This is a genomic window from Pseudomonas sp. 8Z, from assembly GCF_902506535.1.
Classification (GTDB): Bacteria; Pseudomonadota; Gammaproteobacteria; order Pseudomonadales; family Pseudomonadaceae; genus Aquipseudomonas.
Genome location: NZ_LR733827.1, coordinates 1,469,329 through 1,482,804, shown reverse-complemented (window position 1 = coordinate 1,482,804; position 13,476 = coordinate 1,469,329). Strand labels below are relative to the sequence as shown.

The 13,476-nt window shown below is 62.0% G+C and carries 12 protein-coding genes; 7 read left to right on the top strand and 5 right to left on the bottom strand.

The genetic code is table 11. The annotated features are described in order from the left end of the window. Positions 1 to 60: 60 nt before the first annotated feature. The 3 genes from adeC to AERO9A_RS19710 are packed head-to-tail and all read right to left on the bottom strand — an operon-like array spanning position 61 to position 5,797. Entirely contained in the window at positions 61 to 1,494 is a 1,434-nt protein-coding gene (gene adeC / locus AERO9A_RS19720) for an AdeC/AdeK/OprM family multidrug efflux complex outer membrane factor (RefSeq protein ID WP_159973604.1), read from the bottom strand. Next, on the bottom strand, positions 1,491 to 4,634 hold the full coding sequence (locus tag AERO9A_RS19715) for an efflux RND transporter permease subunit (RefSeq protein ID WP_159973603.1): 3,144 nt from the start codon (positions 4,632 to 4,634) through the stop codon (positions 1,491 to 1,493). Before AERO9A_RS19715 ends, adeC begins: the two co-directional genes overlap by 4 nt. A 14-nt stretch (positions 4,635 to 4,648) precedes the next feature. Further along, positions 4,649 to 5,797 carry an efflux RND transporter periplasmic adaptor subunit gene (locus tag AERO9A_RS19710; protein ID WP_159973602.1) on the bottom strand — a complete coding sequence of 383 codons (1,149 nt, stop codon included), beginning with the start codon at positions 5,795 to 5,797 and terminating at the stop codon, positions 4,649 to 4,651. 300 nt (positions 5,798 to 6,097) lie between these two features. Between AERO9A_RS19710 and AERO9A_RS19705 the strand changes: the two genes are divergently transcribed. Continuing rightward, the gene (locus AERO9A_RS19705; protein ID WP_159973601.1) at positions 6,098 to 6,751 is read left to right on the top strand and encodes a TetR family transcriptional regulator; all 654 of its coding nucleotides are present in this window, start codon (positions 6,098 to 6,100) and stop codon (positions 6,749 to 6,751) included. Here the strand turns inward: AERO9A_RS19705 and AERO9A_RS19700 are convergent. Continuing rightward, positions 6,731 to 6,913, bottom strand: coding sequence for a hypothetical protein (locus AERO9A_RS19700; protein WP_159973600.1), 183 nt, complete (start codon positions 6,911 to 6,913; stop codon positions 6,731 to 6,733). The two genes, AERO9A_RS19705 and AERO9A_RS19700, sit on opposite strands and share 21 nt — an antisense overlap. Positions 6,914 to 7,174: 261 nt before the next feature. Here AERO9A_RS19700 and AERO9A_RS19695 point away from each other — a divergent pair, with 261 nt between their 5' ends. From AERO9A_RS19695 to AERO9A_RS19670, 6 genes are all read left to right on the top strand, one after another. Then, positions 7,175 to 7,561 (top strand): DUF2946 domain-containing protein, encoded by a 387-nt coding sequence (locus tag AERO9A_RS19695; RefSeq protein WP_159973599.1) that lies wholly within the window; start codon positions 7,175 to 7,177, stop codon positions 7,559 to 7,561. Between the two features lie 78 nt (positions 7,562 to 7,639). Then, the gene (locus AERO9A_RS19690) at positions 7,640 to 9,052 is read left to right on the top strand and encodes a PepSY domain-containing protein (RefSeq protein ID WP_159973598.1); all 1,413 of its coding nucleotides are present in this window, start codon (positions 7,640 to 7,642) and stop codon (positions 9,050 to 9,052) included. A gap of 94 nt (positions 9,053 to 9,146) precedes the next feature. Next, positions 9,147 to 11,177 (top strand): TonB-dependent receptor, encoded by a 2,031-nt coding sequence (locus tag AERO9A_RS19685; RefSeq protein WP_159973597.1) that lies wholly within the window; start codon positions 9,147 to 9,149, stop codon positions 11,175 to 11,177. A 30-nt stretch (positions 11,178 to 11,207) separates the two neighbouring features. Further along, positions 11,208 to 11,702, top strand: coding sequence for a copper chaperone PCu(A)C (locus AERO9A_RS19680; protein WP_159973596.1), 495 nt, complete (start codon positions 11,208 to 11,210; stop codon positions 11,700 to 11,702). A gap of 229 nt (positions 11,703 to 11,931) precedes the next feature. Next, positions 11,932 to 12,198, top strand: a complete 267-nt coding sequence (locus AERO9A_RS19675) for a PepSY domain-containing protein (protein WP_159973595.1) — start codon at positions 11,932 to 11,934, stop codon at positions 12,196 to 12,198. Further along, positions 12,198 to 12,731, top strand: a complete 534-nt coding sequence (locus AERO9A_RS19670) for a cytochrome b/b6 domain-containing protein (protein WP_159973594.1) — start codon at positions 12,198 to 12,200, stop codon at positions 12,729 to 12,731. Before AERO9A_RS19675 ends, AERO9A_RS19670 begins: the two co-directional genes overlap by 1 nt. An 8-nt stretch (positions 12,732 to 12,739) precedes the next feature. On the opposite strand, the gene AERO9A_RS19665 is transcribed toward AERO9A_RS19670, so the two are convergent. Next, positions 12,740 to 13,471: an ABC transporter substrate-binding protein gene (locus AERO9A_RS19665; protein ID WP_256666011.1), complete on the bottom strand. Its 732-nt coding sequence runs from the start codon at positions 13,469 to 13,471 to the stop codon at positions 12,740 to 12,742. Positions 13,472 to 13,476: the final 5 nt, after the last annotated feature.

The following is a 13,476-nucleotide window of genomic DNA, read 5'->3' as shown; positions in this document are numbered from 1 at the left end:
AAAAAAATCCCCCGCCAGATGGCGGGGGATTTTTGTATGCGGCGTTTACTTCAGGCGTAATCAGTTACCTGCCTGGCTGCTTTGGTCAGCGCTCCAGCCGCCACCGAGTGCGGTGTACAGCTCGACTTCACTGGTCAGTTGCGCGAGGCGATCGCTGATCAGTTGCTGGCGCACGCTGAACAGTTGGCGCTGCGCATCGAGCAGAGTCAGGTAGCTGTCCACGCCCGTGCGGTAGCGGCGCTCGGCCAGGTTGTAGTAAGTCTCGGTGGTGTCGAGCAGTGCGCGCTGCGCCTGGAGTTGGTCACGATAGGTGGTGCGCGCCGCCAGGCGATCGGAGACTTCCTGAAAGGCGGTCTGGATGGCTTTCTCGTACTGGGCGATCTGGATGTCCTTTTGCAGTTCGGCGTAGTCGAGGTTGGCGCGCAGGCGTCCGGCGTTGAAGATCGGTAAGCTGATCTGCGGCTGGAACAGCCAGGTGCCCGAGCCGCCGTCGAACAGCCCGGACAACTGGCTGCTGGCAGTACCCGCGTTGGCCGTGAGGCTGACGCTGGGGAAGAACGCGGCACGTGCTGCGCCGATATTGGCGTTGGCGGCCTTGAGCTGATATTCGGCCTGCAGCAGGTCGGGGCGACGTTGTAGCAGGTCGGACGGCAGACCCGCCGGGACGTTTTCCAGTACCTCGTCATTGAGCGCCAGTCCGCGCGGCAAGTCGCTCGGCAGATTGGTGCCGAGTAACTGGATCAGGGCGTTGCGATCCTGCGCAACGCGGCGCTGGTACTGCGCCAGGGTCACGCGGGCGCTGTCCACTGCGGTGCGCGCCTGGCTCAGGGCCAGGGCGTCGGAGACGCCGACGTCGAAGCTGCGCTGGGTCAACTGGTAGCTGGCTTCGTAGGTTTCCAGGGTGTCCTGAGTCAGTTTGAGCAGGGACTGATCGGCCTGCCATTGCAAGTAAGCGTTGGCGACGCTGGCCACCAGGCTGATCTGCGTGCTGCGCGCCGCCTGTTCGGTGGCCAGGTATTGCTGCAACGCTTGCTCGCTGAGGCTGCGGATACGGCCGAAGAAGTCCAGCTCCCAGGCGTTGACGCCCAGGGTTGCGCTGTACTGGCCACTGGTGCGCGCCTGCCCGGTTTGGCTCAGGTCGGCCGGCATGCGCTGGCGCGTGCCGTTGCCATCGGCTGCAACTGAAGGAAACAGGTCAGCGCGCTGGATGCGGTACTGCGCCTGGAAGGCCTCGACATTCAGCGCGGCAACGCGCAGGTCACGGTTGTTCTCCAGCGCCGTCTGCACCAACTGACGTAGAGCGGGATCACGGAAGAACGCCTGCCACTGCAGATCGGCAGCCGCCGTTTTGCCTTCTTGGGCTGCACCGCCGTAGGGCTCGCCTTGCGGCCAGTCAGCGGCCACCGGCGCGTCGGGGCGCTGGTAGTCGGGGATCAGGCTGCAGCCACTGAGCAGGGCCGTGGCGACGGCCAGGGATAACAGGGACTGCCTCATTGCAGTGCCTCCTTGTCATTGTCGCTGGTCGATTCGGTTTTCTTTCTCTGGAACATCGAGCAGATCACTACATAGAACAGCGGGATCCAGAAGATCGCCAGTATCAGGGCGCTGAGCATACCGCCAATCACGCCGGTACCGATGGCGTGCTTACTGCCGGCCCCGGCACCGCTAGCGATAGCCAGCGGCAAGCAACCGAGGATGAACGCCAACGAGGTCATCACGATCGGGCGCAGACGCAGGCGGCAGGCCTCGATGGCGGCTTCTGCCAGGTCCATGCCCTGTTCGTATTGCGCCTTGGCGAACTCGACGATAAGGATGGCGTTACGTGCCGACAAGCCGATGGTGGTGAGTAGACCGACCTGGAAGAACACGTCGTTGGACAGGCCGCGCATGCTGGTGAACAGCAGCGCACCGATGATCCCCAGTGGTACCACCAGCATCACCGAGAACGGCACCGACCAGCTCTCATACAGCGCCGCCAGGCAGAGGAACACCACCAGCAGCGAGATGGCATACAGCGCCGGCGCTTGAGACCCGGACAAGCGTTCCTCGTAGGACAGACCCGTCCAGGCGTAGCCGACCCCTTTGGGCAGTTGCTTGGCGATCTCAGCGACTGCGGCCATGGCGTCACCGGAGCTGTAACCCGGTGCGGCGGCACCGAGAATCTCCATGGCCGACACGCCGTTGTAGCGTGACAGCTTGGGCGAGCCGTAGACCCACTCGCCACTGGCGAAGGCGCTGAACGGCACCATCTGTCCCTGGTCGTTACGCACGTACCACTTCTTCAGATCTTCCGGGGTCATACGCGAGTCGGCAGTACCTTGCAGGTACACCTTCTTGACGCGACCGCGATCGATGAAGTCGTTGACGTAGCTGGCGCCCCAACTGATCGACAGGGTGCTGTTGATGTCCGACAGCGACAGGCCGAGGGCTCGGGCGCGTTCATCGTCGATCAACAGGCGGAACTGCGGCTCGTCGCGCAGGCCGTTGGCGCGCACCTGGCTGAGTACCGGATGCTGGTTGGCCAACTGCAGGAACTTGTCGCGGGCCTGGTTCATCACCTCATGACCGACACCCGCCTGATCCTGCAGGAACAGGTTGAAACCGGTGGCGTTACCCAGCTCCATCACGGCCGGCGGCGCGAAGGCGAAGACCATTGCGTCGCGGAAGCTGAAGAAGTGCATCTGCGCACGCTGCGCCAGCGCGGCTACGCCATTCTCTTCACCGGGGCGTTCACCCCAGGGCTTGAGCATGATGAAGGCCATACCGGAACTTTGCCCGCGACCGGCGAAGTTGAAGCCGGTGACGGTGAAGACCGACTTGACCGTGCTGGCTTCGTCTTCGAGCAGGTACTGGCGCATCTCGTCGACCACTGCCTGGGTCCGTTCTGAACTGGAGCCCGCCGGGGTTTGCACCTGGGCAAACAGCACGCCCTGGTCTTCCTCGGGGAGGAAGGCGGTGGGGATACGCGTGAACATCCAGATCATGATGCCGACGATCACCAGATACAGCAGCAGGTAGGGGGCCTTGCGCTTGATCATGCCGGCAACGCCGCGCTGGTAAATGTCGGTGGTGCGGTCGAAGGAACGGTTGAACCAGCCGAAGAAGCCACGTTTGGCTTCGTGGTGGTCGCTATCGATGGGTTTGAGCAGCGTGGCGCACAGCGCTGGGGTGAAGATCAGCGCCACCAGCACCGACAGGGCCATGGCCGAGACGATGGTGATGGAGAACTGTTTGTAGATCACCCCAGTGGAGCCGCCGAAGAACGCCATCGGCAAGAACACCGCCGACAGCACCAGGGCGATACCAACCAACGCGCCCTGGATCTGCCCCATGGATTTGCGCGTCGCTTCCTTGGGTGACAACCCTTCCTCGCGCATCACCCGCTCGACGTTCTCCACCACCACAATGGCGTCGTCCACCAGCAGGCCGATGGCCAGCACCATGGCGAACATGGTCAGGGTGTTGATGGAGAAACCGAACGCTGCCAGCACGCCGAAGGTGCCCAGCAGTACCACGGGTACAGCCAGGGTGGGGATGATGGTAGCCCGCAGGTTCTGCAGGAACAGGAACATCACCAGGAACACCAGTGCGATAGCTTCGAACAGGGTTTGTACAACCCCTTCGATGGAGGCCGAAACCACCGGCGTGGTGTCATAGGGGAAGACTACCTCCATGCCGGGCGGGAAGAACGGCTTGAGGTTATCTACCGTCTCGCGTACAGCCTTGGCGGTTTCCAGGGCGTTGGCCCCAGTGGCAAGGCGGATCGCCATACCGGACGCCGCTTGGCCATTGAACTGGGCATTGATCGAGTAGTTTTCGCCGCCGAGTTCGACCTTGGCGACATCCGCCAGGCGTACCTGAGAACCATCGGGCTGAACCTTGAGCAGGATCTTGCGGAACTCTTCTGGGGTTTGCAGGCGGGTCTTGCCGATGATGGTGGCGTTGAGCTGGTTGCCCGGTGCAGCAGGCAGGCCGCCAAACTGGCCGGAGGAAATCTGCACGTTCTGCGCCTGGATGGCGCTGCGCACATCCACTGGCGTCAGTTGAAAACTGTTGAGCTTGGCCGGGTCGAGCCAGATACGCATGGCGTACTGGGCACCGAACACCTGGAAGTCGCCCACGCCTTTGGCGCGCGAGATCGGGTCTTGCAGGGTGGACACGATGTAGTCGGACAGATCCTCGCGGCTCATGCTGCCGTCGGTGGAGACCACCCCGATCACCATAAGGAAGTTACGCGCGGATTTGGTCACGCGGATGCCCTGTTGCTGCACTTCTTGCGGCAACAGTGGTGTGGCCAGTTGCAGTTTGTTCTGCACCTGCACCTGGGCGATATCTGGATTGACCCCCTGTTCGAAGGTCACAATGATTTCCATGCTGCCGTCGGAGTTGCTCGCCGAGCTGACGTAGCGCAGGCCATCGATACCGTTGAGCTGTTGCTCAATCACCTGCACCACGGTGTCCTGCACGGTCTGCGCCGAGGCGCCCGGATAGGCGACCTGAATTGACACCGCTGGCGGGGCGATGCTCGGGTACTGGTTGATCGGTAGCTTGAGGATCGACAGGCCACCAGCCAGCATGATCACCAGGGCAATCACCCAGGCGAAAATGGGCCGATCAATAAAGAATCTGGACATTCCGTATTTCTCCGTTAGCCCTTGCCGTTGTCTTGCTTGGCGTCTTGGGCCGGTTCATCGCCTTTGACGTTGCTGGCCGGCGCGGCCTTGACTTCGATGCCGGGCTGGACGAACTGCAGGCCTTCGGTGATCAGGCGGTCGCCTTCGTTGAGGCCATCCTCGATCAGCCAGGCGCTGCCGACAGTGCGGCTGGCCTTGAGTACGCGCATCTCGACCTTGTTCTCGGCATTGACCACCATCGCCGTCGGCTCACCACGCTGGTTGCGGGTCACGCCTTGCTGCGGAGCGAGAATGGCTTGCTGCTTGATACCGGCTTGCAGTTCGGCATGCACGAACATGCCAGGCAGCAGCAAGTGATCCGGGTTGGGGAAGACCGCGCGTAGCGTCACCGAGCCAGTGCCTTCGTCGACGGCGACTTCGGAGAACTCCAGCGTGCCTTCATGGGCGTAGTGGCTGCCATCTTCCAGTGCCAATTGCACCTTGGCGGCGTTGTCACCGACCTTCTGCAGACGCCCTTCGGCCAGTTCGCTGCGTAGGCGCAGCAATTCCTTGCTCGACTGGGTGACATCAACGTAGATCGGGTCAAGTTGCTGGATGGTGGCCAGTGCAGTGGTCTGGCCATTGGTCACCAGCGCACCTTCGGTCACTGCCGAGCGGCCAATGCGGCCACTGATCGGGGCCAGCACTTTGGTGTAACGCAGGTTGATGCGGGCTTGTTCCAGCGCCGCCTGAGCCTGCAGCGCCGAGGCGCGGGCATCGTCATAAGACTGCTGACTGACGGCCTTGTCGGCAACCAGCAGCTTGTAGCGCTCAGCCATGGCGCTGGCAGAGATCTGCGCAGCCTGAGCGCTCTGGTAGGTGGCTTCGTAGGTGGCCGGGTCGATCTGGTAGAGCTGCTGACCGGCCTTCACCTCGCTACCCTCGGTGAACTGGCGCTTCTGGATGATGCCGTCGACCTGTGGGCGCACTTCAGCAATGCGATAGGCAGCGGTACGGCCGGGCAGTTGGGTGGTGAGGGCGAAAGGTTGAGCCTTGAGCGTGACCACGCCAACTTGAGGCGCTTGTTGAGGTGGAGGGGCGCTGTCTTCCTTGCATCCGCTCAGGCTAACCAGAGCCAGAGTGACGGCGGAAACCAAGACGGCGAAGGCTGGCTTCGTGTGCATCTGAAGGAACCTCGTTCTAATTGAATCTATACCCGAAGGGCGAAGGGGGGACGCAGGCAGGGAAAAACGATGGTGAAATATACTTACATGCGTGAATGTTTGTAAATGCCTAAAGCTGCCCTCATACTCTCGCCCGTTCCACAGTTTTGGGCATGCGCAGGTATCAATGCATGACCGGGCGTAGTTGGACGATAGCGGCGTATCCAGCCGCTTCAGCGAGGGTGCGGGGGCATCTAGGCGGCATGATCCGCTTTAGATGGCCGCTTGACCATTGGGTTTCATGCAACACGGAGTTACGAGATGGCCAGACGAACCAAAGAGGACGCGGAAACGACGCGGTTGCAGATTCTCGATGCAGCTGAGCACGTGTTCCAGACTCATGGCGTGTCTCGTGCCTCGCTGGCAGAGGTGGCCAAGGCCGCCGGTGTTAGCCGTGGCGCCATTTATTGGCACTTCGAGAACAAGATCGATCTGTTTCAGGCGATGCTCGAACGCCTGCGCCTACCGCTTGAAGAGCTGGCGCGTGCCAGCGAGCACGAGGATGAGCCGGATCCGCTCGGTTGTATGCGCGAGTTGCTGATCATTGCACTCACTCGACTGGCTGATGATCCGCAGACCCGGCGCATGCACGACATTCTGCGCTACAAGTGCGAACACACTGGCGAACTGCTGGGGCTGCGTGAGCGCATGCAGGCGCTGAGCATCGAGTGCGATCAGCGCATCGCCAAGGCGCTTGGCAACGCGGTGAACAAGGGGCAGCTACCTATCGACCTGGATTGCTCGCGGGCCGCCATAGGCCTGCATGCCTACCTTGAGGGCCTTGAGGCCAACTGGCTGCTGGTGCCGAACTACGACTTGGCCGCTCAGGCTCCGGCATTGGTCGATGCCATGCTGGACATGCTGCGCAACAGTCCGGCGCTGCGCCTTGGGCGATCAGCCAGCCTGACGTTGTGACGTGTGCCAGGGCAGGGAGTGCGGCGCCTGTAAGCGAGTCTGCAGGGTGGCGACGAACGCTTGCGCGTCAGTCTCGCTGCGGAAACTCACGCAGTGCTGATCAAGCTTGACCTGCCAACGGCATTCGCCGCCTTTGTTACCTTGCTCAATGACAATCTTCATGTGGGCAACCCCCCTAGGCGAACTGACGCTTGCTGGAAGAGACGCCATGGTAGAACGGGTTGATGACTCTTTCCTGACTTGTATCAAGCGCATGGTGCTTTAGCTGTCACCGTGAAGCGTGCACGGCTTGTAAAAGGTTGTTCGATAAGGTCATTGCCGTTGGTCGGATAGTTCGCCTGGGTTCTGCCTGACTGGCTTTCGACCGGCTGCGGCAATTGACCGCAGTGTCGCGCCGCCACCGTCTGTTTAGAGTCGCGCCCCATGAAACTGGCTCGCACACATCGCTCGCTGACTGCCTGGTTGCTGTACTTCAGCATCCTGTTCAGTGCGCTCGTCTGTGCGATCAGCCACGGCCAGATGGCCGGCATGCAGCTCAGTGGGCTGGATAGCCAATACTGCTCCTTCGATGGCAACTTCGGTGCTGGCGCTGATCTCGATGGCTCCGGCATTGTCCCGCCGAACCCGGCCACCGGCACCGGCTGCGCCTTGGGCAGCCTGTTCAGCGCCATCATCTTCGCCGCCTTCTTCGGCCTGCTGGGGCTGCTCAGCAGCGACAGCGTACGGCCCCTGCCGACGCTGCACATTCCCCGCCTTACCCGCTATCGCTGGCCGCCGGCCAACCCTCGCGCCTCCCCGCTGACTGCCTGATCCGTTCGCCCGCAACTGGGCGTTTCCATCATGCGCAGTCGTCGTCTGCATATTCGCAGCCGACTTGGGAGATGCTTCATGTCGTCGCGTTTCGACACCCCCGCAGGTGCAGCCGTGCGCCCGCAACCTTCGTTCTACAACCTGGCCTGGCGCTGGCATTTCTATGCCGGGCTGTTCGTCATCCCGTTCCTGATCCTGTTGTCGATCACCGGGCTGATCTACCTGTTCAAGCCGCAGCTCGATCAGCTCTTGTACGCCGATTTGTTGCAGGTGCCAGTGGCCGAGCAGCGCCTGAGCGCCGACCAGCAACTGGCGCGGGTGCGCGAGCTTTACCCGCAGGCAGCGATCAAGCAGTACCTGCCGCCGGAGGGAGCTGATCGCAGTGCGCAGTTCGTTCTCACCGAGGCAGGCCGCGACCTCAACCTGTTCCTCGACCCCTACAGCGGCAGCGTGCTCGGCACCCAGGATGCCCTGTGGAACCTGCAGGCGGCGACGCGCAAGCTGCACGGCGACCTGCTGATCGGCACTGTCGGCGACCGTCTGATCGAGCTGGCGGCGGGCTGGGGCATCGTCCTGGTGATTTCCGGCCTGTACCTGTGGTGGCCGCGCGTCAGCAGCGGCGCGGGCATTCTCTGGCCGCGCCTGAGTGCGCGGGGGCGCCTGTGGTGGCGCGATATGCACGCGGTGACCGGCTTCTGGGGCAGTGCGATTCTGCTGGTGATGCTGATGACCGGCATGACCTGGACCGGCTTCTGGGGCGCGCAGTTCGCTGCTGTCTGGAACAAGTTTCCCGATGCCATGTGGAACGACGTGCCCAAGTCAGGGCAACTGACCGGCAGCCTCAACAACAGCGCGCGGCAGACCGTGGCCTGGGCGGTGGAAACGGCGCCGCTACCGACCTCCGACGCGCATGCTGCGCATCTTGGTCATGGCGACCATGGCATGCCGATGAACAGCACCGGGCACTTGCTGCAGCACGTGGTCGATACCGCCGAGGCACGTGGCGTGCAGCCCGGTTACAGCATCACCCTGCCCAAGGGTGAGCAGGGCGTGTACACCGTCGCTCTGTTCGCCAGCGACCCACGCAACGACGCCACCCTGCATGTCGACCAGTACAGCGGCGAAGTGCTCGCCGACGTGCGCTGGCGGCACTACGGCCCAGTCGCCAGAACCGTGGAGACCGGCGTGATGATCCATGAAGGGCGCATGTTCGGCCTGCCCAACCAGTTGCTGATGGCGGCGATCTGTTTGTTGATCCTGTTCAGCTCGATCAGTGGCCTGGTGCTGTGGTGGAAACGCCGCCCGGCTGGCCGCTTAGGCGTGCCGCCGCTGCGCCACGACCAGCTGCGCTGGAAGACCGCCATCAGCCTGATGGTCGTGCTCGGCGTGATCTTCCCCCTGGTCGGCGCCTCGCTGCTGCTGGTCTGGGCGTTGGATGGGCTGCTTGGCCTGTGGCGTCGGCAGTCGACAGCCAGCGCACCGTCGGCCTGACCTCCTTATATGGCCGGGTGCGACTCGGATACCTGGCCGTGACCGATTTTAGCGGCGCCTGCCGAGGCGGGCGGCCGCAACTGGAATTCAACATATGCAAGTGACGAAAAAAACGCTGCAACACTCGATTCACCTGGCCGCACTGGCCCTCGGCCTGCAGGCCATTCCTGCCCTGGCCGACAGCTCTCTGGCCCTGGGCACCGTCACCATCTCCGGTGAGGAAACAGGCCCGCTGTCCAGCCAGAGCATCCTCAGTTCGGTGGATTACGTCGGCAGCGACGTGCTGGAAAAACAACCCGTGCAGTACAGTTGGGAGCTGTTCAACCGTGTTCCAGGGGTGATGCTGACCCAGTTCAACCAGGGCACCACCTCCGGCAAGTTGTCGTTTCGCGGCTTCAACGGCGAGGGCGAGGTCAACGCGGTGAAACTGTTGATCGACGGCATCCCGAGCAACACCAACGACGGCAACATGCCGTTTATCGACATGATGTTCCCGCTGGATATCGAGGACATCGAAGTGGTGCGCGGCACCAACGATCCGCGCTACGGCCTGCACAACATTGCCGGTAACGCCAGCATCAACACCCGCATCGGCGGCAACGAGGGCAAGCTGCGCCTGCGCAGCGGCAGCTTCGACACCCAGGAGCTGCAGGCGGTCAAGGGCATCGAGTCAGGCAACTGGTCGCAGAACTACTTCGTCGCCTATCAGAAGAGCGGCGGCTATCGCGATCACGCCGATGCTGAGCGCCAAAGCTTCGCTGGCAAATGGTTCTACACCTCCGATGCCGGCTGGCGCGCCGGGCTGATCGCCCGTCACTACGAGAGCGATGCCGATGAGGCCGGTTATCTGACTCGCGACGATGCCCATGACGATCCACGTCAGTCCTACGCCAACAACGCCACCGACAAGGGCGAGCGCAGCATGGATCAGCTCAGTCTGCACCTGGATACGGACGTGGCCGAGGATCTGGCCTGGTCGAGCAAGGCCTACTACAACCGCTTCAATGATCGCCGCTGGACTCAATACTGGATTACCTCGTCGCAGCAGGAGCGCTTCAACGATGAAGACCAGTACGGCGCCATCAGCAGCCTGACCTGGCGCCCCGAAGTGCAGGGCCTGTATGACTTCGCCCTGGAAGGCGGCGCCGATATCCAGCGTCAGGAAGTGGTCAGCGAGCGTTATCGCACCGTCAATCGCGTACGTGCTGCGCAGACCCGCGATCAGGTGTTCGACCTGACCACCACCGGTGTTTATGTGCAGACCGTGATTCAGCCCTGGGAAAGCCTCAAGTTGATCCCGGCCTATCGCGTCGACCGTATCGAGGGCGACTACCACGATCAGCTTTCCGGTGAGCGCGCCACCGTGAACGATTTCGGCACCATCAAGCAGCCGAAATTCAGCCTGGTCTACTCACCTTGGAAAGAAGCCAGCTTCTACGCCAACTGGGGGCGTACCTTCCAGATTGGCGTCGGCTCGGGGGCTTATCGACTGGCCAGCCTGCAGGATGACCTCAAGCCCTCGATCAACGAAGGCTGGGAAACCGGTATCAAGTTCAACCCGGTAACCTGGCTCGACGGTCGTGTGGCGTACTGGGAGCAGCATGCGACCGATGAAGTGCAGCGCCGACTCAATGCGCCGTCCGGGGATACCGAGAACGTCGGCGAAACCCTGCGCCGTGGGTATGACGTGCAGCTCAACCTGTATCCGAGCGATCCAGCGCGCATCTGGTTGTCATACTCGCGGCAGTTCTCGGAAATCCTCACGCCAGGGCCACGCTTACCCACCAGCAAGGGCAAGGAGATGGATCACGTACCGCACCATCTCTATGCTCTGGGCGCCGATTACCAGGCCAGCGACAAGCTCAAACTGAGCGCCTGGGTCAACGGTCAGAGCGATTACTACCTGGAGCGAGAAAATACTCAAGGCAAGTATGGTGGTTACACCCTGCTCAACCTCGGCGCCGAATACCGCATCAGCGAGACGGTCAGCGTCGACGTGCAGATGAAGAACGTCACCAACCGCTACTACGAATATGTGTGGTACGACCCGGACGGCGCCCAGGATTCGCTGCATGCACCCGGCGATGGTCGTGCGTTATATGCCGGTTTGACCCTGGATTTCTGAATTTTCGTTTCCCCAAAGGAGGTAACCCCCATGACCCTGAAGAAAACCCTGCTAGGCCTGACCATACTGCTGCCGACACTGCTGGCCCAGGCGCATGAATACGAAGTTGGCCAACTGCATATCGACCACCCCTGGTCGCGCGAGATGCCTCCGGTGGCGCCGACCGCTGCCGCGTACTTCGTGGTGCACAACAAGGGCAGCGAGGCGGATCGTCTGCTCAGTGTCAGCACCCCGGTGGCCGGCAAGGCCGAGTTGCACCAGCACCTGCATGAAAGTGGCGTGATGAAGATGCAGCAGGTGCAGGACGTGGCGATCCCCGCCGGTGGCGAGGTCAAGTTCGAGCCCATGGGCTATCACGTCATGCTGTTCAACCTGAAGCAGCAGGCCAAGGACGGTGAGCGCTTCCCGATGACCCTGAACTTCGAGAAAGCCGGCAGCGTCGAGGTGCAGGTGGCCGTGCAGAAAGAGGCGCCAGCCGGGCATGAGCAGGGCATGGAGCACGACGACGGCGCGCACAAGCACTGATGATCTATGGCGATACTCTGGCGCCGGGTACACCCTCATTGCCCTGGCGCCTTGCGTAGAACAGGTGTTGGCGACGGGCTTGTAGCCCAGATGCAATCCGGGAGTGTTCTGCCGACCTCCCCAGATTGCATCCGGCTACGATTTTTCACGCGCTAATACGGCCTTAAGGTTGTGGCGCGAAAGTGGTCCCCGTAGACCCACTTTCCCCTGCACCGACGAGGACTCCACCATGCGTAAACTGCTTTTGCTGTCTCTGATTCTGGCCAGCCCACTGACCTTCGCTGCCACCGAATGCACCACCGCCGACAAGGCCCAGTGGCAGGATCAGGACACGTTCCAGGCTGACCTCAAGGGCCAGGGCTACGAAATCAAGAAGTTCAAGGTCACCAGCGGCAACTGCTACGAAATCTACGGCCATGATAAGGCTGGCAAGAAGGTCGAGATCTACTTCGATCCGGTCAGCGGCAAGCCGGTCAAAAGCAACGTGGAAAGCTGATGAGCGCCTCGACCGTGCGCTTGTGGGACCCCGTGGTGCGCTTGTTTCACTGGTCCCTGGCCGGCGCTTTCCTGGCCAATTACTTCTTCACCGAAGAGGGAGAAAACTGGCATCGCTGGTTCGGCTACTACGCCGTGGCCTGGCTGGCGATTCGTCTGGTGTGGGGCTTCATCGGTGCACCTGCGGCGCGCTGGGCGGACTTCTGGCCGACGCCTGCGCGCCTGGGCGCGCACATTCGTGCGCTGATCGCTGGGCAGCCCCACCATCGCCTCGGCCATTCCCCGCTGGGCGCTTTGGTGATGATCCTGATGATGACGCTGATGCTCGGCTTGGGGCTGACCGGCTTCTTGATGGAGGAGGTCGACTACTTCTGGGGCGCTGATCTGCCGCTGGAAATTCACGAATTTTGCGCCAATGCCTTGATGGCGCTGGTGGGCCTGCATATCGCCGCAGCCCTGTACGAGAGTCACCGGCTGCGTGAGAACCTGCCGTTGTCGATGATCACCGGTAAACGGCGGCGCCTGCCTCACTGACGCCTCGGTTACTCAACCGGGGCGTTCATCAGGCGTTGCAGTTGGCCGCTGTCACGAATCCGCGCGAAGGCCTGGCGGGTGCGTTCGACGATGGCATCGTCTGTCGCCAGGCTGTAGGCCAGGTAAAGCCCGCCGCTGCCGACCTCCAGCGTGGCGACTCTTTCCAGATCACTGAACTGTTTGCCGACTTCCACGCTCAGGCGCCGGGCGTCGGCTTCGATCAACGGCAGCAGTTCGATCTGCCCGTTGACAAGGCGGCGCATGCTGTCGAGATTCTGCGAGGCCAGTGCGAGCTTGGTGAAGCCCTTAGACATCAGGTAGGAGTGGCGTACGTCGTCACGCACCACGCCGATTAGGTAGCGCTTGGCATCTTCTATCGAGTTGACCTGAATGTCCTGGCGGCTACGCATTTTGTAGAAACTGAACTGGTAGTCGATGACCTCACCGACCCATTTGAACTGCGCTTCGCGCTCCGGCGTGCGGGCGATGAGGTAGATCAGTACGTTGGGTTGCTGCTGCGCCAGGTCATAGGCGCGGGCCCAGGGGTAAAGGGAGAGCTGATACTCCAGCCCGGCTTCTTTGAGCGTTGCCTCCACCACGGCTGTTGCCGGGCCTGCGACCTTGCCATCAATGATGTGGGCATAGCGGCTGTCTTCGGTCACTGCTCTTATGCTCTGCGCCTGCGCAGTGGCGATACTCGATAACAGAATCATCAGCCAGATGGCGCGATTTAGATTCATGGCAG

What these genes read in the sequence shown, in the direction of transcription:
- adeC (WP_159973604.1), bottom strand. Translation starts at nt 1,494, where the DNA reads ATGAGGCAGTCCCTGTTATCCCTGGCCGTCGCCACGGCCCTGCTCAGT.
- AERO9A_RS19715 (WP_159973603.1), bottom strand. Translation starts at nt 4,634, where the DNA reads ATGTCCAGATTCTTTATTGATCGGCCCATTTTCGCCTGGGTGATTGCC.
- AERO9A_RS19710 (WP_159973602.1), bottom strand. Translation starts at nt 5,797, where the DNA reads ATGCACACGAAGCCAGCCTTCGCCGTCTTGGTTTCCGCCGTCACTCTG.
- AERO9A_RS19705 (WP_159973601.1), top strand. Translation starts at nt 6,098, where the DNA reads ATGGCCAGACGAACCAAAGAGGACGCGGAAACGACGCGGTTGCAGATT.
- AERO9A_RS19700 (WP_159973600.1), bottom strand. Translation starts at nt 6,913, where the DNA reads ATGAAGATTGTCATTGAGCAAGGTAACAAAGGCGGCGAATGCCGTTGG.
- AERO9A_RS19695 (WP_159973599.1), top strand. Translation starts at nt 7,175, where the DNA reads ATGAAACTGGCTCGCACACATCGCTCGCTGACTGCCTGGTTGCTGTAC.
- AERO9A_RS19690 (WP_159973598.1), top strand. Translation starts at nt 7,640, where the DNA reads ATGTCGTCGCGTTTCGACACCCCCGCAGGTGCAGCCGTGCGCCCGCAA.
- AERO9A_RS19685 (WP_159973597.1), top strand. Translation starts at nt 9,147, where the DNA reads ATGCAAGTGACGAAAAAAACGCTGCAACACTCGATTCACCTGGCCGCA.
- AERO9A_RS19680 (WP_159973596.1), top strand. Translation starts at nt 11,208, where the DNA reads ATGACCCTGAAGAAAACCCTGCTAGGCCTGACCATACTGCTGCCGACA.
- AERO9A_RS19675 (WP_159973595.1), top strand. Translation starts at nt 11,932, where the DNA reads ATGCGTAAACTGCTTTTGCTGTCTCTGATTCTGGCCAGCCCACTGACC.
- AERO9A_RS19670 (WP_159973594.1), top strand. Translation starts at nt 12,198, where the DNA reads ATGAGCGCCTCGACCGTGCGCTTGTGGGACCCCGTGGTGCGCTTGTTT.
- AERO9A_RS19665 (WP_256666011.1), bottom strand. Translation starts at nt 13,471, where the DNA reads ATGAATCTAAATCGCGCCATCTGGCTGATGATTCTGTTATCGAGTATC.